Raw genomic sequence first — 23,373 nt, forward strand, 5'->3', positions numbered from 1 at the left:
CTTTGGCAACACCGTTGCTTAAGTGGGAGCCATGAGCGAGATGAGCGACTCCCCCGGCACCGCCGCCCCCCATGACCCGCTCCGCGTCGGCCTCATCGGCTACGGCCTGGCGGGCTCGGTCTTCCATGCCCCGCTGATCGCGGCCACCGAAGGCCTCCGGCTCGACACCGTCTCGACGGCCAACCCGGAGCGGCAGGCACAGGCCCGCGCCGAGCACCCGGGAGTCCGTACGGTCGACACCCCCGAGGCGGTGCTCGCGCGCGCCGCGGACCTCGATCTGATCGTGCTGGCGACGCCGAACAAGACGCATGTGCCACTCGCCACCGCCGCGCTGGAGGCCGGTCTGCCGGTGGTGGTCGACAAGCCGCTGGCCGCGACCGCCGCCGAGGCCGAGCGGCTCGCCGCGCTCGCCGAGGACCGCGGCCTGCTGCTCTCCGTCTTCCAGAACCGCCGCTGGGACAACGACTTCCGCACCGCCCGCAAGCTGATCGAGGAGGGCGCGCTCGGCGACATCTACCGCTTCGAGTCCCGCTTCGAGCGCTGGCGGCCCGAGCCCAAGGGCGGCTGGCGGGAGTCCGGCGACCCGGCGGAGATCGGCGGACTGCTCTACGACCTCGGCAGCCACCTCGTCGACCAGGCGCTGGTCCTCTTCGGCCCGGCCGTGTCCGTCTACGCCGAGTCCGAGGTCCGCCGCCCGGGAGCGGAGGCCGACGACGACTCCTTCATCGCCCTCACCCATGCCGGCGGCGTCCGCTCCCACCTGTGGATGAGCGCCACCACCGCCATGCTCGGCCCGCGCCTGCGGGTGCTGGGCAGCAGGGCGGGCTATGTGAAGCACGGCCTGGACCCGCAGGAGGCCGCGCTGCGCGAGGGCCGCCGCCCCGGCGACGAGGGCGCCGAGTGGGGCGTGGAGCCGGAGTCCGCATACGGCCGGCTGGGCGCCGGGGCGTCCCCGCGGGCCGGGGGCGGCGAGCCCGTACCGACCCTGCCGGGCGACTACCCCGCGTACTACGCCGCGATCGCACGGGCGCTGCGCGAGGGCGGCCGGCCACCGGTCACCGCCACCGAGGCGGCGGCCGCGCTGCGCGTCCTGGAGGCCGCGAAGCTCTCCGCCGCCGAAGGCCGTACGGTCCGGATCGAGGAGCGCGCATGAGCCCGGCCGGTCCGCGGGCGGCGGACGAGGAGATCCGCGAACTGGCGGCGCAGGAAGACCGGTTGGTCCTCGACGCCTTCAGCAACGAGGACGCCTGGAGCCTGGGCTCGCTGCTGGTGGAGCTGGCGCGCGAGCGCGGCGCCGCGGTGACGGTCGGGATCCGGCGCGGCGCCCAGCAGCTGTTCCACTGCGCGCTGCCGGGCACCTCCGCCGACAACGACGCCTGGATCGCCCGCAAATGTGCCGTCGTCGAACGCTACGGCGAGTCCTCGTTCCTGGTCGGCGCCCGCTTCCGCGCCAAGGGCCGCACTTTCGAGGAGTCCTCCCGGCTGGACCCGGACCGCTACGCCGCGCACGGTGGGGCGTTCCCGGTCCGGCTGCGCGGGACGGGTGTGGTCGGCGCGGTCGCGGTGTCGGGACTGCCCCAGGCCGACGATCACGCGCTGGTGGTGGCAGGGCTGGAGCGGTTCCTCGCGGCGGGCTGAGGGGGCCCGGACCAACTGCTCGCCGTGGGCGCGGACCAACTGGCCGTCACGGGCACGGACGGCCCAACTGCCCGTACGTGGCCACGGCCCGACTGCCCGTCATGGGCACGGCCCGACTGCCCGCGCACGGCGGGAGAGAGAACCCCGGACCGACCGGGGCCTCCCCCTGCCGTGCCACCGCGCCGCCGCACCGCCACACCGCCGCGCTGCCGCACCGCACCGCCGCTCAGGCGTCCTTGAGTTCCTGGCGCTGGCGGCCCAGGCCGTCGATCTCCAGCTCCACGACATCACCGGCCCGCAGATACGGCTTGGGTTCCGGCCGGCCCATGGCGACGCCGGCCGGGGTGCCGGTGTTGATGACGTCGCCCGGGTGGAGGGTCATGAACTGGCTGACGTAGCGGACGACTTCGGCCACCGGGAAGATCTGCTCGGCGGTCGTGCCGTCCTGCTTCAGCTCGCCGTTGACCCACAGCCGCAGGCCCAGGGCCTGCGGGTCGGGCACCTCGTCGGCGGTCACCAGCCACGGTCCCAGCGGGTTGAACGTCTCGCAGTTCTTGCCCTTGTCCCACTGGCCGCCGCGTTCGATCTGGAAGGCGCGCTCGGAGACGTCGTGCGCCACCGCATAGCCGGCCACCGCCGCCAGCGCCTGCTCGTCGCTCTCCAGATAGCGGGCCCTGCGGCCGATGACGACGGCCAGTTCGACCTCCCAGTCGGTCTTCACGCTGCCCCGCGGGACCAGCACCGTGTCGTCGGGGCCGATGACCGTGTCCGGGGCCTTCATGAAGAGGATCGGCTCCTCGGGGGTCGCGGCCCCCGTCTCCCTGGCGTGGTCGTGGTAGTTCAGCCCGATGCACACGATCTTGCCGATCCGGGCCAGCGGCGGACCGGTGCGCAGTCCGGCCGCGTCGAGCCGGGGCAGGTCGCCGGACGCGGCCGCGGCACGGATCCGGGCCAGCGCCCCGTCATCCGCGAGCAGCGCTCCGTCGATGTCCGGCACCAGGACGGACAGGTCCCGCAGGACCCCGTCCCCGTCGAGCAGCGCCGGGCGTTCCGCCCCCACAGTTCCGACACGCAGCAGCTTCATCGGTTCCACTCCCGTGGTCGAAGGGTCGGCCCTGGAAAGGGATTTCCGGGCCGGCCGATGGGGGACGGCCATCGAGCGATTTGGCTGATCGTCCAAGAACGGGGTCCAGTCCGCAAGACCCCGTTCAAGGACTGGACCGTTACTGAGCGGTAGTAACGATCTCCCCGGAAGCCCCGCCCCCGTGCGGCTCCGCCCCGTCGGCCGGGCGGGCGGCGGCCCGGGAGTTGGCCCGCGCCCGCGCCGCCCGCTGCCGTGCCGCGCGGCTCTTCGGCGCCCCCTTACCGCCCGCACGCTGCGGCGCCGGGCCCTGCCGCGGAGCGCCGACACCCGACGCACCGTCAGCAGGTACGGGCACCTGCGCCCCGGACGACGCCGTCCGCGCCGCACCCGCCTCCGCCGTCTTCTTGGCGCGGGCCGGCTTCCCCTTGGCGGGGGCCGCAGCCGCCTTCCCCTTGCCGCCTGCCGGCGCCGGCTTCCCCGTGGCGGAGGCCGCCGCGGTGGCCGCGTCCCGGTCCTCGCTCCCCCGGTCCCGGTGCAGCAGCGCCCGCTCGCACGCCGTCCAGGCCGTCGTCGTGACCATGTAGAGCCCGGCGGCCAGCGGCACCACGGCCACCGTGATCAGCGTGCCGAAGGACAGCAGCGGCATCACCTTGGCCATGGAGGCCATGCCGGGCACCGCGGCACTGCCGCCCGCGGCCGGCTGCGGGGTCTTGGCCATCGTGGCCCGGGCCCGCCGGAAGTTCCAGGTGGCGACCACCGCGATCACCACGAACAGCGCGAGATAGACCAGGCCGTGCGGCCCGAAGACTCCGCCGTCGGCCAGCGCCTCGCTCCAGTGACCGCCGAGCGGCGCGCCCAGCAGCGTGTGGTCCAGGAGACCGCCGCCCCCGGTGGAGAACAGGTGGTACATCACGAAGAAGACGGGCAGCTGGAGCAGGGTCGGCAGACAGCCGGCCAGGGGCGAGGAGCCGGTCTCGGCGTATAGCTCGGACGTCGCCTTCTGGAGCCGCTCGGGGTTGCCCTTGTGTGTGCGCTGGAGTGCGGCGAGCTGCGGGGCGAGCGCCGAGCGGGCCTTCTCGCCACGGGCCGCGGCGCGGGCGAGCGGGTGCAGCGCGGCGCGGACGCCGAGGGTGCACAGAACGATGGTGGCGGCCATGGCCGCGGGGCCGAAGAGCGGGGCGAGCGCCTCGGCGCCGTGCGCCAGCGCGTCGCCGAGAAAGCCGAACATGGACATGGGTGAGCCCTCCACGGGTCTCGTCGTGCCGGGATGTGGATTCGGCGTGACGAGCCGCGCGGACGCGCATTGCGGTGCGGTGCGGTGACCTGACCGTGCGCCTACGCGGCCGTCGGGAGGGGACGGCCCGGTGCTCGGGGACGCGGCCGGCCGGCCGCGTCGGGATCACGTTGGGGCAGGAAGGCCGTACGCCGCTCGCGGTCGCGCAGGGCCGTACGGATCCGGCCCGGTGGTACGGGCCGGGCGCAGGCCGCGATCAGGAAGGCGCGGCACAGGAGCAGCAGCGCGCCGGTGGTCGCGGCGGCGGTCAGGGCGGTGGTGAGCCCGGTCTGCGTGAGCAGGAAGCCCGCCAGGACGAAGAAGAGTGCCGAGGTGTACAGGCGCCAGGCTTCGACGATGCGGTACATCCAGCGCCCTCCTCAGGTTGTCCGGTCGTCAAGACTTATCGGCTTCCGCTCAAGAGTAGCCACACATCTGGGCAGCCGGGAGACCGGCCGATAACTTGCCCCCCTGCCGTCGGGACGGACGGCGGAGCAGGGGGACCAAGGGGGAACACCTAGGAGGTGCTGTGCGCGACATCAGCGTTCCGGCCCTGGCGGCGCCACTGCGGACCGGCGGTCTCGCCGACTCCGTATTCGACACCGCCACGCACCAGCCGGACTTCGCTCAGCTCGCCCGCCGCGACGGCAGAGCGTCCGGCGGCTGGCAGGAGGTGTCCGCGGCGGAATTCCGGGACGAAGTCATGGCCCTGGCCAGGGGGCTGCTGGCGGACGGGGTCCGGCCCGGCACCCGGGTCGCGGTGATGTCCCGGACGCGTTACGAGTGGACGCTGTTCACCTATGCGCTGTGGGCGGTGGGCGCGCAGCTGGTACCGGTCTATCCGACCGCATCGGCCGAACAGCTGCGCTGCATCCTCGTCGGGGCGAAGGTCACCGCGATCATCGTCGAGAACGAGGCGCAGGCCATGACCGTGGCCGAGGCCTGCAACGAGCGGGCCACGCTGCGCCGGCTCTGGCAGCTGGACCTGGACTGCGTCCGGCGGCTGACGGAGGAGGGCACCCGGCTGCCCGAGGCGGACGTGCACCGGCTGCGGCACATGGTCGACCCGGACAGTGTCGCGGCGATCGTGTACACGTCGGGGACCACCGGGAGCCCGCGCGGCTGTGTGATCACCCACGCCAATCTCGCCGCCCAGTGCGACACCCTGTACGCGGGCTGGGGCGGGCTGCTGGCCGCGCCCGGCGAGCGGCCGTCGCTGCTGGCGTTTCTGCCGTTCGCCCACATCTACGGGCTGATGGTGCAGGTGGCGTGTCTGCGCGGCGGGGTGAAGCTCGCCCATCAGCCGGATGTGACGTCGGCGGAGCTGCTGCCGGCCCTCGCCTCGTTCCGTCCGACGTTCCTGTTCGCGGTGCCGTACGTCTTCGAGAAGATCTGCGCCCGCGCCCGGCTCGCGGCGGAAGCGGCGGGCCGGCTGCGGACGTTCGACGCGGCGATGACGGTGGCGGTGCGCTACGCGGAGGCGCTCGCGGAGGAGGCGCGGGGCACCGGGCGCGGTCCCGACCCGTTCCTGCGGGCCCGGCACGCGCTCTACGACCGGCTGGTGTACTCCCGTATCCGGGAGACGCTGGGCGGCCGGGTGCGCACCGCGGTCTCCGGCGGTTCGCCGCTCTTCCGCGAGCTGGGGCTGCTCTTCGCCGGGATCGGTATCACCGTCTATGACGGCTACGGCCTGACGGAGACCAGCGGCGCGATCACCGTGCAGCCGCCCGGCCGGGTGCGGTTCGGGACGGTGGGCCTCCCGCTGCCGGGCAGCGCGGTGCATCTGGCGCTGGACGGTGAGGTGTGGGTGCGCGGTGCGGTGGTGTTCGCCGGCTACCTGGAGGAGGGCGGCTCACCGGGCAGCGGGCTGTACGACGGCTGGCTGCCGACCGGCGACCTGGGGCATCTGGACGAGGACGGCTATCTCGTCATCACCGGCCGCAAGAAGGACGTCATCATCACCAGCAACGGCAAGAGCGTGGCCCCGCAGGGGCTGGAGCAGCGCCTGCGCGCCCATCCGCTGGTCTCGCAGTGTGTGGTGGTCGGCGACAACCGGCCGTACGTCACCGCGCTGATCACGCTGGACCCGGAGGCGCTGGCGCACTGGCGCAGGCTGCGTGACGAGCCCGGCGCGGACAGCACGGCACCGTCGCCGGAGGAGCAGTTGCAGGCGGAGGTGCGGCGGGCGGTGGCACGGGCGAACGCGTCGGTGTCGCGGGCCGAGTCGATCCGCGCCTTCCGGGTGCTGCCGGGCGAGTTCAGCCAGGAGTCGGGGCTGGTGACACCGTCGCTGAAGCTGCGGCGCGCGGCGATCGTGCGGACGTATGCGGCGGAGATCGACGCCCTGTACGCGGAGGGCAAGCACGAGGAGCCCGGCACGCGGCGGGACCGTCGCAGATGGGCGACGGCCGGGCTGTACGCGCGCTGAGCGCGGCCGCACACCGCGCTGGACGGGCCCGGCCGGGCATACGAAATCCGACGCACGTCACCCGTATTCCGGCCGGGCCCGCCCGCGCACCGTAGCAGTGCCGCGGCGGGCCCGGCCGTTATTTGTCCAGGGGTGAGGACCCGGGCCCGCGGGCCCGGTGCGGCACTTAGCGTCCGGTGGGATTCCAGTAGTGACGAACCGGGAGGCCGTGTGCGGTCCATCCTCAGCAATTCCGCAACATCCGGGCGGACCATCGCCACGGGACTGGTGGTATCTGCGCTCGTGGCCACGCTCGCGGCGCTGCTGCTGCCCGTCCAGCTCTTCGGCGAGTCCGCTGCCGCGGCGACCACCACCCTCACGTACGACGACGACGGCGGGGGCACGGTCGGCACCCGCTACGGTCCGCTCACCGCGATGGACCGGGACTTCGTACGCAAGGTCAAGCTGGCCGGGCTGTGGGAGCTGCCCTCGGGCCGGATGGCACAGCAGCGCGGGACGACCACCGCCGTCCGCACGGCCGGCGCCCATCTCATCGCGGGACACACCGAGTTGGACCGGCGGTCGAACGAGGCCGGGCGGGCGCTGGGCATCGACCTGCCCAGTGAGCCCAACGCCGCCCAGCAGGGCTGGCTCGGGCAGCTCAACGCCGCCCAGGGCAAGGACTTCGACCCGCTGTTCGCGGAGCTGCTGCGCCGGGCACACGGCAAGGTCTTCGGGCTGGTGGCCCTGGTCCGTGACCAGACCACGAACACGATGGTGCGCGCTCTGGCCGACCGCGCCAACGACGTCGTGCTGGACCACATCACGTTCCTGGAGAAGACCGGTCGGGTCGACTTCAACACCCTGCACACCAGCTGACCTGGCGCAGGCACCCCGTTGGGAGGCGCCCATCACGACCCTCTGTGAACCGAAACAGGACGACACCCCTCACATCGGACGAAGCGAAGTGATCTCATGAGGCAACGGCAACAGGCCCATAAACGCTCGCGTTTGACGAACAGAATGCTCATCGGCGGCACCGCCCTGCTGCTGGGCGGCGGCGGACTGGCCGCTTACGCCACCACGGCGCTGGCCGGCAACAACACGCCGGACACGATGTCCGGCCACCAGCAGCACACCGCGTCCGCCATCACCATCTCCTGCCCCGATGTGGGGGAACGGCTGCGCACCGTTCCGCGCAGTGCACAGCTCTCGGTCTCCAAGGGGCTGTCCTCGCTCGACAAGCAGGTGCACGACGCCTACCACAAGATGATGGGCGGCAGCGGCGCCGACGTGCTGAACCCGCTCAAGGCGCAGCGGCAGAAGACCATCAAGATGATGGTCAGCGCGATAGCCAAGAACACCAAGCGGCCCAGCTATCTGCTGAAGATGAGCGGCTGTACCACCAAGCCGGTGGACGAGGGCGCCGGCGCGGGCGGCAGCGACTCCACCAAGTCCGTGCAGGACGGCTGGTACCAGGGGCAGAACCAGACCCAGGGCGCCGACCAGAACCAGGATCAGAACCAGCAGGACCAGAACCAGCAGGGTCAGGACCAACAGGGCCAGGACCAACAGGGCCAGGACCAGCAGGGCCAGCAGGGCGGCCAGCAGGGCCAGGCCGGCGGTCCCTCCCCCGACGACTTCGTCGACATCAACAACGTCCAGCCGAACGCGGACGCCCCGCCGTTCGCCGCCCCCCAGGGAGGCAACGCCTCGACGGGCACCTTCACCACCGAGTGCGGCCGCAATGAGGACGGCCACTTCAACTCCGACAACGTCATCGTGACGCCGGGGGTCAGCAACGGCGCCCACCACACCCACGACTACGTCGGCAACAAGGCCACCGACGCCTTCGCCAACGACAACAAGCTCGCCGCCTCCGACACCACCTGCGACAACGGCGACCAGTCGACCCACTACTGGCCCGTGCTGCGCAAGCTGGACGGCAACGCGGAGCAGAAGCCGGGAGCCGCGCAGGACGCCAACGTCGGCACGACGCTGACCCCGGCCACGGTGACCCTGACGTTCCGCGGCAGCCAGGTCGGCCAGGTCGAGGCGATGCCCCGCTTCATGAAGATCATCACCGGTGACGCCAAGGCGTTCACCAACGGCACGAAGAACGCCAACGCCTCCTGGAGCTGCACCGGCTTCGAGGACCGGCAGCTGAAGGACAAGTACCCGCTGTGCCCCCAGGGCTCGCAGGTCGTGCGGACCTTCGCCTTCCAGAACTGCTGGAACGGCCAGGACATCGACAGCGGCAACCACCGGGACCACGTGACGTTCTCGGACCAGAACGGCGCCTGCCCCCAAGGCTTCAAGGCGATCCCGCAGCTCGTCCAGCGGATCACCTACGACGTCCCGCAGGGCCAGAGCTTCGCGGTGGACAGCTTCCCCGAACAGCTGCACAAACCGGTGACCGACCACGGTGACTTCATCAACGTGATGCCGGACCAGCTGATGAGCAAGGCCGTCGACTGCATCAACGGCGGCCGTAACTGCACCTGAGGATCCCGCCCGTGAGCCCCTTGGAGGAGATGTCCCCCAAGGGGCTCACGGGCGCCCTGGGGGACGTGTCCCCTGGGGCGCTCACGGGCCACCTCGGGGAGGCGCCCTCTGAGGGACTCACGAGCTTCCCCGGACGGCTGCCCCCTAAGGGACTCAGGGGCCTCCCCGGAGAGCTGCCCCCTGCGAGACCCACGGCCCCCTGGGACATCACAAAGCGGCGGCCCCGACCCGGATTCCCGGGGGTCGGGGCCGCCGCTCTGCGCCGGCAGGCTGTCGCGGTACCGGAAGGCTCTCGCCGTACCGGCCGGCCGTCAGCTCAACGGGCTCGGTGGGTCAACCGTGCCTCAAAGACCGTTGACGCGGGCCTCGCGGGCGACGCCCAGCGGGCGTATGGACGAGGCGACGGCCCGCGCCCGGCGGCCGGCCCGTGCGCGGTAGCTGCGGACATGCGCCATCAGACGGCGGCTGCGCAGCGCCATCTCCAGCTCGAAGCGGGTACGCGGATCACGCAGCACCGGACCGAAGAGCTTCTCGATCTGGCGCAGGCGGTAGCGCACCGTCTGCGGGTGCACATGCAACAGCTTGGCCGCCTCCGGTGCTCCGCCGCCCTCCAGCCACGCCAGCAGCGTGACTTCGAGCCGCTCGCTCTGCCGCGGCGTCAGCTCCTCCAGCGGGCCCAGCCAGCGGGACGTCAGCGCGTCCGCCAGCGACTCGTCCTGGAGCAGCAGGAGCGCCGAGAGATGGTCGTCGACGAACGCGGGCCGCGACTCCGGGCCGACCCGGCCCGGGGCCAGCGTCAGCAGATAGCGGGCCCACCGCAGCGACGACGCGGTGTCGGTGGCCGGGACGACGTGTCCGACCGCGGCCGGCCTGCCCTTGAGCGCCGCCTCCAGGCGGGCCCGGGTCTGGGTGGCCGGGTCGGGGACGAACAGACAGGTGTACCCGTCGACGGAGCCGATGAGGGCATGCCCGAGCGCCGCGGCGAGTTGGGCGGCTTCTGCGGGAGTGGCGAGGACCACGGCCTGGAGGGTCTCGGGGATCGGCCAGCCCGCCGCGCGGGACAGGTCGGCCAAGCCCTCCTCCGGCAGCTCCCGTTGTCCGGCGAGCACATCGAACAGGTCCTGACGCGCCCGGGCCACGGGCATCGGAGTCACAACGGACGGTACTGCCCGAGGTTTACTCTCCGACTCTTTTTGGTACCCAAGAACTGTCAGCAAGGCCTGTTCAAGTGCCCATTGTGCCTCTTCTACGGGAGTATCCCCGAGAAGTGCGGACAATGCGGGAAATCCGCGTTGCAACTCCGCGACCAACTTGTCGGCGAGATCCGGAAGTTCATTTCTGACTACCCGGTTCCACTCACCTCGTGGACGCGACCAGATGCGGTTCAGGAGATCACACATCGCTACCTCGATCCTGGCGGGGATGCGGCTGTTACTGGGGATTGGCGCCCCCCGTGCGCCTGAGTCGGCATCATCCGGAGTCACCCCGCGGGACCGCGATGCCAGTGCAGGAATTTGTCACAGCGCGATAAACCTTACGAAAGCCTGAACGCGTTCGGAGATGCTTTTACACATCCGGATTACGGCCCTGCGTATCCGACCGGTTACAGAATGTTTAGTGTTACCGGGGGTCACCCGAACAAAAGCCCCGGGCAAATTACGCCCCCGGGAGATTTCATCGAAATTCGCATCCCGCACCCGCGCCCTGACACCGGGAGGTCCGATGTCCGCACCGCGTATGCAGAGCCGACGCGCCGCACACCGAGCCCGGCCTTCGCCTTTCGTGCCTCGCCCCCGGCGTCCCCCGAACGAACCCGGGCCGCCGGCCCGCCGACCGGCCGGCGGCTTCGCCGGAACTGCCGTGCTCCGCCCGGCGCTTCCGGCCGCACTGCTGCTCTTCCTCGCCGTCATGCTGCGCTCCGGCGCGATGGACGGCCTGATGAACTTCCTCGACTTCGGCGCCGGGGTGCTCGCGCTGGTCTCCCTGTCGGTCACCGTGCTGTGGGGCCTGGCCGCCACCGACCGGATGGTGCTGAAGTCCGGCCACCGGCTGCTCGCCCAGGCCGTGCACCGCGGCACCGGCGTCGCCGGCCTCGGCTTCCTCGGCCTGCACATCTGGGTCAAGGTCACCGAGGGCCACACCGATGCGGCGGCCGCCGCGGTGCCCTTCACCGATGGCGCCCGCCCCGGCCTCATCGGCCTGGGCACCCTCGCCGCCTACGTGTTCATCGCCGTCGCGGTGACCGGCGCGGTGCGCGGCGCCTTCACCGGCATCACCGCCTCCCGGTGGTGGCGGGGGCTGCACATGAGCGCGTACGCCGCCTGGGGGCTGGCCCTGGTGCACGGCCTCAGGGCGGGCCGCCCCGCGGCCGGCTATGCCCTCGTCGGCTATGCCATCTGCCTCGTCGCGGTGGCCGTACGACTCGCGCTGCGGATGCGCGACTCACGCAGGAACACAGGAGAACTCCCATGACCGCCCCCGCCCCTACCCGCCCGCTCCCGGTCGTCCCCGGCCCGGAGCCCGTACCGACGCTGGCGTCCTTCGGTCCGCCCCGGCTGCTGGCCGGCCTCGACGAGATGCCGCGCATGGACCGGGTGGCGCATCTGTCCCGGCACGGCAGCCTGCCCCAGCTCAACTCCACGGAGCTGGTGGCGCTGGCCGAGGACATCGATCTGCGCGGCCGGGGAGGTGCGGGCTTCCCCTTCGCCCGCAAGCTGACCGCCGTCATGGACGGGATGCGCAAGGCCGACGGCAAGGGCGCGGTGGTCGTCAACGGCAGCGAGGGCGAGCCCAGCTGCCTCAAGGACACCGCGATGCTGCTGCACGCGCCGCACCTGGTGATCGACGGCGCCCTGCTGGCCGCCGACGCCCTGGGCGCCCACGAGGTCGCCATCGGGGTGACCCGTCTGGACGTCCTGAGCTCGGTGCAGCGCGCGATCGACGAACGGGGCCCGGTGCGGCCGACGTTACGGGTCAGCCTGCTGACCGAACGCTTCGTCACCGGCGAGGGCTCCGCGATGACGAACGGGCTGGGCGGCGGCCCCGGCCTCCCCTCGGGCCGCAAGATCCGCTCCAGCGAGCGCGGCCTGAACGGTGTGCCGACCCTGCTGTCGAACACCGAGACCTACGCCCAGCTCGCCGTGGCCGCCCGGCTCGGCGCGCTCGGCTACCGCACCGCGGGCCTGCCGACGGAGCCCGGCACGCTGCTGCTGACCGTCGCCGGCAGCATGGTCGTGGAGGTCCCCTACGGGGTTTCGCTGGCCCGGGTCCTGGCGCTGTGCGGCATGGACCAGGGCCAGGGCGTGCTGATCGGCGGCTACCACGGCACCTTCGTGTCCCCGGCCGACGCGCTGACCGCGAAGCTGTCGAAGGAGTCGCTGGCCGAGTACAAGGCGGTGCTCGGTGCCGGTGCGGTGCTGCCGCTGCCGTACGACACCTGCCCCGCGGGCGAGACGGTACGTGTCGCCCAGTGGATGGGCGCCGAATCGGCCGGCCAGTGCGGCCCCTGCGTGCTGGGACTGCCCGCCCTCGCCGAGCAGCTCGACCGCGCCGTACGGGGCGGCGGTGCCGGCGCCCTGGAGGCCGTACAGGCGCGGATGCGGGCCGTCGAGAAGCGCGGCGCGTGCAGCCATCCGGACGGCACCTCGCGCTTCGTCGCCTCGGCCCTCGGCGCCTTCCCCGAGGAGTTCGAGCGGCATGCGCAGGGGTTCGGATGCGGCCGCCCGGTGACCGGCGCGCTGCCGGTCACCGGGAGCCGGCCGCTGCCGTCCACCGTGCCGACGCCGCCGACCGCCCCGCCCAAGTCCGCCGCGCCGCCGCAGGAGAGGCTGCTGGTCGACTGGACGCTGTGCCGCGGCCACGGCCTGTGCGCGGATGTGGTGCCCGGCATCATCAAGCTGGGCCCGGACGGCTATCCGGAGAAGGCCAGCATGCCGCTGCCGGCCCGGATGCGGCGCCGTGCGCAGCTCGCGGTGCGCCGCTGCCCGGCACTCGCGCTGCGGGTACAGGGCGGCAACTGAGGTGCCGGGCAGGGTTTTTGCCCGCGGAGAAAATTCTTCGGCTCCGTTGAACGCCCGGCACCCCGTAGCCCGTATTCCCCCGGCGACGGCACCCCGCCGGGGCCCCGGGCCACCACGGCACCCGGGCCACCTTCTCAGCCACCACCTCAGCAAGCGACGGAATCACCACCCGACAGAGGAGACATCATGATCACTCGACGTCGTGCGGGTCTCGCGGCCACGGCGGTCGCCACCCTGGCCCTGACCGCCGCCTGCGGCAGCAGCGGCAACCAGAGCGCCGGCACCCCCACCACCGACAACGTCCAGCCCGCAGGACAGGGCACCAGCGACTACGGCTACGGCTCCTCCGGCGGCGGCGGCCAGGCGGGCGGCGACACCGCCAACACCGGCGGCAAGGCCCCGCAGGCCGCCCCCAGCGCCGGCACGCTGGCCCTGCACCAGGACGCCAAGCTCGGCCCGGTCGTCACCGACTCCAAGGGCATGACCCTCTACCGCTTCGACAAGGACACCCCGGACCCGTCGAAGTCCAACTGCTCCGGCTCCTGCGCCACCACCTGGCCGGTGGTCCCCGCCGACGGCGCCAGCGCCCCGGCCGGCATCGACAAGAGCAAGCTCGGCTCGGTCACCCGCGCCGACGGCACCAAGCAGCTCACCATCGGCGGCTGGCCCGCCTACCGCTTCGCCAAGGACACCAAGCCCGGCGACACCAAGGGCCAGGGCGTGGGCGGCACCTGGAACGCGCTGGCCTCCGACGGCAAGAAGGCCGGCGCCCAGAAGCCCGGCGACGTCTCGGTGTTCGACCACCCCCAGCTCGGCTCGATCCTCGTCGACGGCAAGGGCCGCACCCTCTACCGCTTCAACAAGGACAGCGCCTGGCCGATGAAGTTCGGCTGCAACGACGCCTGCCTGGACACCTGGAAGCCCGCCAAGCCCGCCGACCGCTCCAAGCTCAACGGCATCGCCCCCAAGCTCATCAGCACCGTCACCCGCCCCGACGGCACCCGTCAGCTGGCCGTCGACTGCTGGCCGGTCTACTGGTTCACCGGCGACGAGCAGCCCGGTGACATCAACGGCCAGGGCAAGATGGGCCTGTGGTTCGCGGTCTCCAAGGAGGGCAAGAAGATCACGACGACACCGGAGGGCTGACCGCACCGCCCTGCGGCAACGCACCGTCCCGGGGGAACTCGTCCTCCAGCGCCAGCACCTCGGCGTCCGGCCTCTCGTCCGTATCGCGCGGCCCCAGCCAGGTGACCAGGAGCGCCACCGCCACATTCACGGCGAGAGCGACGATCCCCGCGTTCATCCCCCAGACCGGGTCGTGTCCCCCGAAGACCAGGACACAGACGAGCGCAAAGCCCGCCACCAGGCCGCTCACCGCGGCGCATCGCGTCAGCCGCCGCCACACCAGCCCCAGCAGCAGCATCGGCACGAGCTGCGCCATGCCCTCGTACGAAATCAAGGACAGCCGGACGAGGGTGTCGGGGGCGGTGTAGGTCAGCAGCAGCGCCAGCGCGCCGGCCACCACCACGACCAGCTGCGACCACAGTTTCTGCCGCCCGCCCGACGCCCCCGGGCGTCCTTCCCCGGAAGCCTCCCCGGCTGCCCCGCCGCCCGCACGCGACAGCGCGCCCAGCACGCTCCTCCCCCACATCGTGCCGATGACCAGCATGAAAACGGCCATCGGCACGATGGAGGAGAGGGCGGCGGCCACCCCGATCAGCCCCACGGCCCAGGCCGGAAGGGAGTCCACCACCAGCTTGAACAGCGCGAGATTGGAGTCCGCGCCCACCAGCCCGGGCACCACGAACAGCGCCGCCATCCCCAGCAGCATCGGCACGAACAACAGCACGTTGTAGAAGGGCAGGTACATCGCGTTGCGGCGCAGCGCATCGGCGTTGCGGGCGCCCAGATAGCCCGCCACGGTCGTCGGGAAGATCACCACGGTGAGGGAGTTGACCACGGTGGTGGTGACGAACCAGACCGAGCCCAGACCGCCCGACGCATGGCCCGGGAAGGCCAGCCACTGCGGCTTCTCGGCGACTATCCGGTCCAGGAAGGGGCCGTAGCCGTCGAAGTAGTGCAGCGGCACATAGACCGCGAGGAAGCCGAGGGTGCCGATGACGAGGACGTCCTTGAGCACCGACACCCAGGCGCTGCCGCGCAGTCCGCTGACCACGACGAAGCCGGTGGTGACGGCGAAGGCCAGGAAATAGGCCCAGTTGAGGCTGATGGCGCCGTAGGAAATGGTGGACACGACCACGCCCATGCCGGTGATCTGGAGCTGGATGTACGGCAGCAGGCAGACGGTGGCCAGCAGGGCGACGGCGGCGCCGAGCCAGGGCGACCGGTAGCGGTGCGCGATCATGTCGGTGATGCCGACCAGGCCGTGCCGGCGGGCGTAGGCCCACAGCATCGGCCCGACGACGTACCCGAGCGCATAGCCGCAGGACATGTAGGCCAGGACGTAGAGCACCGGGGCGCCGAAGTTGTAGCCCCAGCCGGCCGCGCCGAGGTAGCTGAAGCTCGTATAGCTCTCACCGGCCATCAGCACCCAGATGAAGACGGTGCCCAGGCTCCGGCCGCCCACCGACCACTCCGTCAGCCCCCCGCCGGAGCCGCGGCCGCGCACCGCGAGCAGGCCGAGGACGACGGTGAGCACCATGAAGCCGCCGAACACGGCGGTGGACACCGTGGCGTTCATACCCGGCCCCGCTTTATGTCGCCGCGTCGCGCCAGCCACACCGACAGCGGTGTCGCCAGCGTCGCCACCAGCATCCAGAAGAACAGGAACGGCAGACCGAGCACGGTCGGTGTCACCCGGTTCACCAGCGGCAGCGCCGCCAGGAACAGCACATACGGCAGCAGCAGCCACAGCAGCGCGGGGCGCTTTCTCGAACCCGGGGTCCGCCCGGCGCGGGACTCGTTTCGCACGGGGCGAGAGCCTAGGCGACGCGCCGCCGCCCTCACCGTGACTGTGTCGACCGCAACACTCCCCAGACCACCAGCCGGTAGGCGGAGGTGTAGGCGGGCGTACAGGTCGTCAGGGTGAGATAGGCGCCTGGCGCCGTGAAGCGGTAGGAGGGGTGCACGCTGCTGTACGGGACCGTGGCGAGGACCGTGCCGTCGGCGGGTGTGGTCCGCGCCAGGATGCGCCGGACGGCATAGGTGTAGCGGGCCTCGGCGGTGTCGATGAGGACGGTGTCGCCGGTGCGCAGCCGGTCGAGGTGACGGAACGGCTCGCCATGGGTGTTGCGGTGCCCGGCCAGCGCGGCATTGCCGGCCTCGCCGGGCTGCGCGCTGTGCGGATAGTGGCCGACATAGCCCTTGTTGAGGACCGCGGCCTTGCCGACGCCCTGGGCGACGGGCGCGGTGAGGCCGATCCGGGGAATGCGCAGGACGGCGTACGCGAGGTCCCGGGCGGGCGGCGGAGGCCGGCCGGCGGCGCGGTGGGCGGGCCTGCCGGACGGCGGCGCGCTCTCCGGCGTCCGCGCCGCTGCCTCGTCGTCACCGGCCGCCGGGGGCGCGGCGGATGACGGCGGCCCGGCGTCCCACTGCCGCTCCAGCCGCGCCACCTGGTCGTGTGCCGCGTGCTGCGCCTGACGGTTGGTCCACCACAGCTGGTGGACCACGAGCAGCAGGAGGACGACGCCGAGCGTCACGGCCAGCTCCGCACCCGTCCACAGCGCCCGCGCGGCACGGGAGCGACGGGTGCGCCGCCCCTGTACGACTACCGGTATCCGCTCCCGCACGCGGGCACCGTAAGCCCTGCGGGCACAAGCCACCAGAGGCGGCGCACGGTCCGGCCGGCGGACGGGGGGTCAGCCGCCGAAGGCCTGCGAGACGGCGTAGATGGCGAGCCCGGCCAGTGCGCCGACGACGGTGCCGTTGATGCGGATGAACTGGAGGTCACGGCCGATGTGCGCCTCGATCTTCTTCGAGGTGTGCTCGGCGTCCCAGCCGGCGACGGTGTCGGTGATCAGGGACGTGATCTCGCTCTGATAGGTCGTCACCACATAGACGGCCGCGCCCTCCAGCCAGCCGTCCACCTTGTCCTGGAGCCGCTCCTCGGCGGCCAGCCGCCGGCCGAGGGACAGCAGCCCCGCCCGCACCCGCAGCCGCAGTTCGCTGCGCTCGTCCTCGGCGGCGGCGACGATCATCGCGCGCACCGAGCCCCAGGCCGAGGCGATCAGATCCTGCACCTCGCCGCGCCCCAGCACCTCGGACTTCAGCCGCTCGACCTTGGCCCGGGTCTCCGCGTCGGACTGGAGATCGCCCGCGAAGTCCCGCAGGAAACGGTCGATCGCGCCGCGCGCCGGATGCTCGGGCATGTCCCGCATCTCGGTGACGAAGCGCATCAGCTCCTTGTAGACCCGGTCGCCCACCTTGCGGTCGACGAACCGCGGGGTCCATCCGGGCGCACCGCCGGAGACCGCGCTCATGACGGAGTCGCCGTGCATGACCAGCCAGTCGTGGGCGCGGGAGATGACCAGATCCACCACCCGCTTGTGGCCGCCCTCGGCGACGATCTTCTCCAGCATCGTGCCGATACCGGGCGCGATCTCCTGGGCGTTGGCGCGGCGGGTGATCGCCTCGCCGACCACCGCCTGCACATCGGAGTCGCGCAGCACGGTCAGCGCGCCGCGCAGCGCGGTGGAGAGCTCGGCGGTGACCCGGTCGGCGTTTTTGGGTTCGGCGAGCCAGCCGCCGACCCGGCGGCCGATGCCGACGGAGCGCAGCCGGTGGCGGACGACCTCACCGGAGAGGAAGTTCTCCCCGACGAAATCACCCAGACTCTGACCCAGTTGGTCCTTTTTGGTAGGGATGATGGCGGTGTGCGGGATGGGCAGGCCCATCGGCCGTTTGAACAGCGCGGTGACCGCGAACCAGTCGGCCAGCGCACCGACCATCCCGGCCTCCGCGGCCGCCGCGACGAACCCGGTCCAGCCGCCCGCCCCGGAGGCCCCGGCCCATTTCGCCAGGACGTAGACCAGCGCGACGGCCAGCAGCAGACCGGTGGCGAGTGTCTTCATCCGGCGTACGGCGCGCCGGCGCTCCTCGTCGGCGGCGCCGTAGGGGAAACCGCCGGCCGCCGCGGGCCGGCCCGCCGACGCCGCGTCCGGCGCCTGCACCCGTTCCGCTCCGGGCGCCGTATCCGCTTTTGTGCGTTCCATCCGCTCCACCGCTCCCACCGTGCCCCCGCCATCCATCCGGACCGTCCTGCTCCGCACACCGGCCGACGGTCCGGCCGTAGTCCCACTGTGACCTACTCCTGGAACGAACCACGAGTTCCCCGCGTCCCTGCCATGGAGGCATCGACGGGGCGCCCTGCGGCGCACCTGAGGTCCGTGGGATCATGAGGGACCGATCGGACCGCAACGGTGCCGCTGATCATCCGCTGCCCTTGCCCGCCCGGAGCGTGCCGCTCCGCTTTACCCAGGAGACCCCTCCCGCATGAAGAAAAGTGTGGGTTACTCCCTGCTCGCCGGTCTGGCGGCAGTGGTGGTGCTGATCTCGACCGCGATATTCGTCGGCTTCGGCGGCGATGACGGCGGGCTGGGCAGCTCCTCGCACAAGCCGCGCGACCCGGCGGCGCCGGCGGTCTCCGGACAGTGGGTCGGCACCTGGTCGGCGGCCGCGGCGGCGGCCGAGCCCGGCACCCTCAACGGCTACGCGGGGATGTCGATACGCAACGTCGTGCACACCAGCGTCGGCGGCTCCGGTGTCCGCATCCAGCTCTCCAACCTCTACGGCACCCGCCCGCTGGTGGTCAGCCATGCCACCCTGGCGCTGGCCGCGGCCCCCAGCAACCCCACGGCCGCGAGCGGCACCATGCGGCGGCTGTCCTTCGGCAGCAAGCCCGCGGTGACCATCCCGGCGGGCGGCGCGGTCACCAGCGACCCGACCCGGCTGAAGGTGCCGGGCGACGCGGACCTGCTGGTCACGACGTACTCCCCGTCCCCCTCGGGGCCCGCCACCTATCACCCGTACGCCCGGCAGACCTCCTACCTGGCGCGCGGCGACCGGGCCGAGGACGCCACCGGCGCGGCCTACACCGAGCAGAGCCCGTACTGGCGCTATCTGACCGGTGTGGACGTGTGGAGCACCCAGGCCCGGGGCTCGGTCGTCGCGATCGGCGACTCGATCACCGACGGCATCACCTCCACCGCCGGCGCCAACCACCGCTGGACGGACTTCCTCGCGGCGCGGCTGCGCACCGAGCCCGGCGCGCCCCGCTACGGCGTCCTCAACCAGGGCATCAGCGGCAACCGTCTGCTGGTCAACGGCTCCAAGTTCTCCCCGAACAACGGGCCCAGCGTGCTCTCCCGCCTGGAACGCGACGCGCTGTCACGTACCGGGGTGAAGGCGGTGATCGTCGAGATCGGGCTGAACGACCTGTTCAAGACGCCGCGCCAGCTCGACCCGCAGAAGATCGCCGAGGGCATGCGGCAGGTCGTCCGGGAGGCGCACGCACGCGGTCTGCGCGTCACCGGCAGCACCCTTACGCCGTTCGGGGGGCACCGCGGTTACTCCAACCTGCTGAATTCGGTGCGCGAACAGGTCAACCGCATCATCCGCTCCGGCGCCGTCTACGACGAGGTCGTGGACTTCGACAAGGCGCTGCGCGACCCGTCGGCACCGGTGCGGCTGCGGCCCTCCTACGACTCCGGTGACCATCTCCACCCGAGCGACGAGGGCTTCCGGGCGATGGCCCACGCGGTGAACCTCGCCCACCTCAAGCTGGGCGCGCCCGCCTCGCTGTAGCACGAACGGAGCAGATGCCGCCTCAGTCCAACTCCTTGCGGGGGTTGTCCGCCAGGCGGCGCCGCTCCTCCTTCAGACGGCGCCTCTCGGCCCTGAGCAGCTTGCGTTCGACGCCGACGCCGCCCATCAGCGCCAGCCCCTTGACGATCACCCGGGGCGCGCCCGGATCGCCCGGCACCCCGTCCTCGCCCGCGTCGAAGCCGCCCATGATGCCCAGGCCGCGCACATCGACCTCGACGCCCGGCGGCACCACGATGTTCACCCCGCCCATGACCGCCCAGCAGGTGATGACGACTTCGGGCCCGGCGAAGTCCGCCTCGCGCAGATCGATCTCCCCGCCGCCCATGAGGCAGGCGGCCGTGAACCGGCGCCCGATCGTCCACCGCCCCTTGCGCTGGAAGCCGCCCAGGAGGGCGATACCGACCGCGGAGCCTTCCGTGCCGCTGACGATCCGCTCCGACCACGGCGTCGGCGCCCCGCTCTCCTTGCGCAGCGACAGCGGCGCCGGGCCGGCCGCGGCCGCAGCGGCCGCCGGCAGATCGGCGGTGAGCGGCTCCAACTCCCCGTAGGTGCGGGCCTTGTACGCCGCGTCGAGCCGCTCGTCGAACTCCTCCATCGCCAGCCGCCCTTCCGCGACGGCGTCCCGCAGGATCTCGGCGACCCGCTCACGGTCGGCGTCGGAGGCGCGCAATTCAGGGAGGTCTTCAGTCATACGGACACATTAGAGCGCCGAGCCCCCGTTGCTCCCGCTCCGCCCGGCATCCGCCCGCATCCCGCCGCCCGCGTACAGCTCGGCGATCAAGGTCTCGATCTCCGGCTCCCGCACCGACAGATCCACCAGCGGATAGCGCGCGGCGACCGCCGCGACCAGCGGCGCCGCGCTCTGCGACGCCGGGAACGCCAGCCACTGCCGGGGCCCGTCCACCTTGACCGTACGGGCGCCCGGTACGCCCTCGATCGGCGGCAGTTCCCGCTCCAGGTCCACCACGAGCGTGCGCTCCCCGTCACCGGCCGCCCGCAGCCCGTCGAGCCCGCCGTCGTAGACCAGCCGGCCGTGGTCGATGACCATCACCCGGCGGCACAACTGCTCGATGTCGGTGAGGTCGTGGGTCGTCAGCAGGACCGTGGTGCCCCGCTCGGCGTTCACCTCGCGCAGGAACCCACGCACCTTCGCCTTGCTGATCACGTCGAGGCCGATGGTCGGCTCGTCCAGATACAGCACCTCGGGGTCGTGCAGCAGCGCCGCCGCGATATCGCCGCGCATCCGCTGCCCCAGCGACAGCTGCCGCACCGGCACGGCCAGCAGCGGGCCCAGGTCCAGCAGCTCGACACAGCGCTCCAGGTTGGCGCGGTAGACGGCGTCCGGTACCCGGTACATCCGCCGCACCAGCTCGTAGGAGTCCTTCAGCGGCAGGTCCCACCACAGGGTGGTGCGCTGCCCGAAGACCACCCCGATCCGGCGGGCGAGGCGGGTGCGTTCGCGCGCCGGGTCGATACCGGCGATCCGCAGCCGGCCGCCGCTGGGCACCAGAATGCCCGTCAGCATCTTGATGGTGGTGGACTTCCCGGCGCCGTTCGGGCCGATGTAGCCGACCATCTCACCGCGCGGCACCCGGAAGGAGATGCCGTCCACCGCCCGGACCTCCTGCCGCACCCGCCGCAGCCGGCCCGCCTTGCGCCGCACCGAGAAGACCTTCTCGACGCCGTCCACCTCGATCAGCTGCGGTGCCCCGGCGGTATCGCCCACCACGTGCCTCCTCCGTCGTCCCGTTCGTGTGTGTTCGTACGCCCTGGCTTGACGTCCCGTCAGCTGCCGGTGCTGCGGTACGCCCTGAGTCCCAGCCGCCACGCCAGCCCCGCCCCCGCACACATCAGCGCCGCCACCACCGGCCCCATGAAGTCCACCCAGCCCGGCAGCCCCAGCGGATCGGGCCGGCCCAGCAGCCACAGCGCGGGCAGCCAGTTCACGAAGGCCAGCGGGACGAGGAAGGTGACCCCCCGCACCAGTTCCCTGGCGAACACCGTCGGCGGGTACTGGAGCATCGCGTTGCCCCCGTAGGTGAAGGAGTTCTGCACCTCGGCCGCGTCCTGCGCCCAGAACTGGAAGGCGGCGCCCGCCGTGAAGACCGCCGCGAAAATGGCCGCTCCGCACACCGCCATCAGCGGCACCATCAGCACCCGGCCCACCGTCCACTCCACCTGGAGAAGGGGCAGCGACCAGCCGAGCACCAGCAGCGCCTGGGTGATCCGGCCCAGCCTGCGCAGCGCGAAGCGGTCCGCCGCGATCTGCGCGAAGACCGGTACGGGGCGCAGCAGCAGGGTGTCGAGGGTGCCGTCCCGCACCCGCCGGCCCAGCCCCTCGACGCTGCCCAGCAGCAGATCCGCCAGCCCCAGCGAGACACCGGACGTCCCGTACAGAAAGGCCACTTCGGGCAGCGAGAACCCGCCGAGGGCATCGATCCGCGAGAACATCAGCATGATCGCGACGAAGTCCAGTCCGTTGGCTGCGAAGTTGCCGACCGCCATCATCACGAACGAGGTCCGGTAGGCGAGGGCCGAGCGCACCCACATCCGTACGATCAGCCCGTACGCGAAGAGCCCCTGGACGACCCGCCCCCTCCCGTCACCGGCCCACTCCCCCGGCCCGTCGCTAGCCACCGTGCACCACCACCTTGCGGGTCGCCGCCGACTGCACCAGCCGCCCCAGCGCCAGCAGCGCCACGGCCCACGCGGCCTGGAACACCAGGCCCCGCCACAGGGCGCCCCCGCTGCGCGCGCCCACCAGCACATCGGCCGGCACCTGGAGGACCGCCGCCCACGGCAGCACCTGGGCCACCTCGCCCAGGGCGCCGGGGAAGACCCGCAGCGGCAGCACCATCCCCGAGAAGAACATGCAGGCCAGGCCGCTGATCAGGGCCAGCCCCGCACCGTCGAGGAGCCAGAACGAGGCCAGCGCGACGAGATAGCGCAGCGCGAAACTGACCAGCACCCCGAACAGCACCGACAGCAGAAAGCAGCCCCAGGTCAGCGGATCACCGGGCAGCGCGAGCGGAAAGGCCAGGGCGCCCACCGCCATCGGCACCACCCCGCGCCCGATCAGCTGGAGCCCGGCCCGCCCCAGATCCGCGGCCAGCCACCACAGCTGGAGATCGGCGGGCCGGTAGAGGTCCACCGCGATGTCGCCGGTGCGGATCCGCTCCTGGAGCTCGTCCAGGCCGCCGCCGCCCATCAGCGCCGCGGTGGCCAGCAGCGCCTGCGCCGTCCACACGAAGGCCAGTGCCTGCGCCTGGTCGTAGCCGCCCAGATGCGGCCGCTCGTCCCACAGTGCGATATAGGTGTAGGCGACGATGAAGCCGAAGACGGTGTTGGTGAACACGCCGGCCACGGTGGCGATCCGATAGGTGGCGTACCGCCGGAAGCTGCCGGCCGCCACCGCGACGTACCACACGACCCGTTCCCCCAGCCCCGTTGTCGTCGGACGGACAAAACACCGGAGCCTAATGTCGCGGGCGCGGCGGGCACCATCGAATTATCACCGCTTCGGGTGAGCCGTGACGGCCGTTCAGCCGGTCGGCCTACGGACTTCGGTGTGTGCCAACCCGCCCGACCGGGGCACATGATGCGAGAGTTTCCCAACGGGCGGCAGTTGCTCTGGCGGCGTACCGCGCGAAACCCCCGACACGAC

At 72.1% G+C, this 23,373-nt stretch carries 21 protein-coding genes; 9 read left to right on the plus strand and 12 right to left on the minus strand.

The window, feature by feature from the left end; translation table 11 throughout:
• Positions 1–40: 40 nt before the first annotated feature.
• Complete coding sequence (locus M8I34_RS07580; protein ID WP_250048601.1) at positions 41–1,153, plus strand: Gfo/Idh/MocA family oxidoreductase; 1,113 nt, start codon at positions 41–43, stop codon at positions 1,151–1,153.
• Positions 1,150–1,638 (plus strand): heme-degrading domain-containing protein, encoded by a 489-nt coding sequence (locus M8I34_RS07585; RefSeq protein ID WP_250048501.1) that lies wholly within the window; start codon positions 1,150–1,152, stop codon positions 1,636–1,638. Before M8I34_RS07580 ends, M8I34_RS07585 begins: the two co-directional genes overlap by 4 nt.
• 226 nt (positions 1,639–1,864) lie before the next feature.
• Here the strand turns inward: M8I34_RS07585 and M8I34_RS07590 are convergent, their stop codons facing one another.
• The 3 genes from M8I34_RS07590 to M8I34_RS07600 all read right to left on the minus strand — a co-directional run bounded on the left by M8I34_RS07590 (position 1,865) and on the right by M8I34_RS07600 (position 4,363).
• Positions 1,865–2,722 (minus strand): fumarylacetoacetate hydrolase family protein, encoded by an 858-nt coding sequence (locus M8I34_RS07590; protein ID WP_250048502.1) that lies wholly within the window; start codon positions 2,720–2,722, stop codon positions 1,865–1,867.
• A gap of 139 nt (positions 2,723–2,861) precedes the next feature.
• Positions 2,862–3,956 carry a YidC/Oxa1 family membrane protein insertase gene (locus M8I34_RS07595; RefSeq protein ID WP_250048503.1) on the minus strand — a complete coding sequence of 365 codons (1,095 nt, stop codon included), beginning with the start codon at positions 3,954–3,956 and terminating at the stop codon, positions 2,862–2,864.
• Positions 3,957–4,057: 101 nt separating this feature from the next.
• Positions 4,058–4,363, minus strand: a complete 306-nt coding sequence (locus M8I34_RS07600) for a DUF6412 domain-containing protein (protein ID WP_250048504.1) — start codon at positions 4,361–4,363, stop codon at positions 4,058–4,060.
• Positions 4,364–4,524: 161 nt separating this feature from the next.
• On the opposite strand from M8I34_RS07600, the gene M8I34_RS07605 reads away from it, so the two are divergent.
• From M8I34_RS07605 to M8I34_RS07615, 3 genes are all read left to right on the plus strand, one after another.
• Positions 4,525–6,423: an AMP-dependent synthetase/ligase gene (locus tag M8I34_RS07605; protein ID WP_250048505.1), complete on the plus strand. Its 1,899-nt coding sequence runs from the start codon at positions 4,525–4,527 to the stop codon at positions 6,421–6,423.
• A 210-nt stretch (positions 6,424–6,633) separates the two neighbouring features.
• Entirely contained in the window at positions 6,634–7,281 is a 648-nt protein-coding gene (locus tag M8I34_RS07610; RefSeq protein ID WP_250048506.1) for a DUF4142 domain-containing protein, read from the plus strand.
• Between the two features lie 144 nt (positions 7,282–7,425).
• Positions 7,426–8,907 (plus strand): DUF1996 domain-containing protein, encoded by a 1,482-nt coding sequence (locus tag M8I34_RS07615; RefSeq protein ID WP_250048602.1) that lies wholly within the window; start codon positions 7,426–7,428, stop codon positions 8,905–8,907.
• A gap of 344 nt (positions 8,908–9,251) precedes the next feature.
• Here M8I34_RS07615 and M8I34_RS07620 read toward each other — a convergent pair whose 3' ends face one another.
• Positions 9,252–10,052, minus strand: coding sequence for a CdaR family transcriptional regulator (locus M8I34_RS07620; protein WP_078889493.1), 801 nt, complete (start codon positions 10,050–10,052; stop codon positions 9,252–9,254).
• A gap of 715 nt (positions 10,053–10,767) precedes the next feature.
• On the opposite strand from M8I34_RS07620, the gene M8I34_RS07625 reads away from it, so the two are divergent.
• The 3 genes from M8I34_RS07625 to M8I34_RS07635 all read left to right on the plus strand — a co-directional run bounded on the left by M8I34_RS07625 (position 10,768) and on the right by M8I34_RS07635 (position 14,072).
• Positions 10,768–11,379, plus strand: coding sequence for a hypothetical protein (locus M8I34_RS07625; protein WP_244414618.1), 612 nt, complete (start codon positions 10,768–10,770; stop codon positions 11,377–11,379).
• On the plus strand, positions 11,376–12,926 hold the full coding sequence (locus tag M8I34_RS07630) for an NADH-quinone oxidoreductase subunit NuoF family protein (protein WP_250048507.1): 1,551 nt from the start codon (positions 11,376–11,378) through the stop codon (positions 12,924–12,926). The genes M8I34_RS07625 and M8I34_RS07630 overlap by 4 nt, the downstream gene beginning before the upstream one ends.
• Before the next feature lie 186 nt (positions 12,927–13,112).
• Entirely contained in the window at positions 13,113–14,072 is a 960-nt protein-coding gene (locus M8I34_RS07635; protein WP_250048508.1) for an SCO0930 family lipoprotein, read from the plus strand.
• Here the strand turns inward: M8I34_RS07635 and M8I34_RS07640 are convergent.
• The 4 genes from M8I34_RS07640 to M8I34_RS07655 form a co-directional block, all read right to left on the minus strand.
• Positions 14,050–15,627: a sodium:solute symporter gene (locus M8I34_RS07640; protein ID WP_250048509.1), complete on the minus strand. Its 1,578-nt coding sequence runs from the start codon at positions 15,625–15,627 to the stop codon at positions 14,050–14,052. The genes M8I34_RS07635 and M8I34_RS07640 overlap by 23 nt on opposite strands.
• Positions 15,624–15,857: a DUF3311 domain-containing protein gene (locus M8I34_RS07645; RefSeq protein ID WP_244414614.1), complete on the minus strand. Its 234-nt coding sequence runs from the start codon at positions 15,855–15,857 to the stop codon at positions 15,624–15,626. Before M8I34_RS07645 ends, M8I34_RS07640 begins: the two co-directional genes overlap by 4 nt.
• Before the next feature lie 32 nt (positions 15,858–15,889).
• The gene (locus tag M8I34_RS07650) at positions 15,890–16,675 is read right to left on the minus strand and encodes a class E sortase (protein WP_250048510.1); all 786 of its coding nucleotides are present in this window, start codon (positions 16,673–16,675) and stop codon (positions 15,890–15,892) included.
• Positions 16,676–16,744: 69 nt separating this feature from the next.
• A complete protein-coding gene (locus tag M8I34_RS07655; RefSeq protein WP_250048511.1) occupies positions 16,745–18,097 on the minus strand; it encodes a DUF445 domain-containing protein in 1,353 nt (450 codons plus the stop codon).
• A gap of 280 nt (positions 18,098–18,377) precedes the next feature.
• On the opposite strand from M8I34_RS07655, the gene M8I34_RS07660 reads away from it, so the two are divergent.
• Positions 18,378–19,688 (plus strand): SGNH/GDSL hydrolase family protein, encoded by a 1,311-nt coding sequence (locus tag M8I34_RS07660; RefSeq protein ID WP_250048512.1) that lies wholly within the window; start codon positions 18,378–18,380, stop codon positions 19,686–19,688.
• Positions 19,689–19,710: 22 nt separating this feature from the next.
• On the opposite strand, the gene M8I34_RS07665 is transcribed toward M8I34_RS07660, so the two are convergent.
• The 4 genes from M8I34_RS07665 to M8I34_RS07680 form a co-directional block, all read right to left on the minus strand.
• Complete coding sequence (locus tag M8I34_RS07665) at positions 19,711–20,400, minus strand: DUF1707 domain-containing protein (RefSeq protein ID WP_250048513.1); 690 nt, start codon at positions 20,398–20,400, stop codon at positions 19,711–19,713.
• 9 nt (positions 20,401–20,409) lie between these two features.
• Entirely contained in the window at positions 20,410–21,435 is a 1,026-nt protein-coding gene (locus M8I34_RS07670; protein ID WP_250048514.1) for an ATP-binding cassette domain-containing protein, read from the minus strand.
• 59 nt (positions 21,436–21,494) lie between these two features.
• Entirely contained in the window at positions 21,495–22,259 is a 765-nt protein-coding gene (locus tag M8I34_RS07675) for an ABC transporter permease (RefSeq protein ID WP_250048603.1), read from the minus strand.
• A gap of 79 nt (positions 22,260–22,338) precedes the next feature.
• Positions 22,339–23,136: an ABC-2 family transporter protein gene (locus M8I34_RS07680; RefSeq protein ID WP_250048515.1), complete on the minus strand. Its 798-nt coding sequence runs from the start codon at positions 23,134–23,136 to the stop codon at positions 22,339–22,341.
• Positions 23,137–23,373 lie beyond the last annotated feature (237 nt).

It is taken from the genome of Streptomyces sp. MCA2 (genome assembly GCF_023544705.1).
GTDB lineage: Bacteria > Actinomycetota > Actinomycetes > Streptomycetales > Streptomycetaceae > Streptomyces > Streptomyces decoyicus.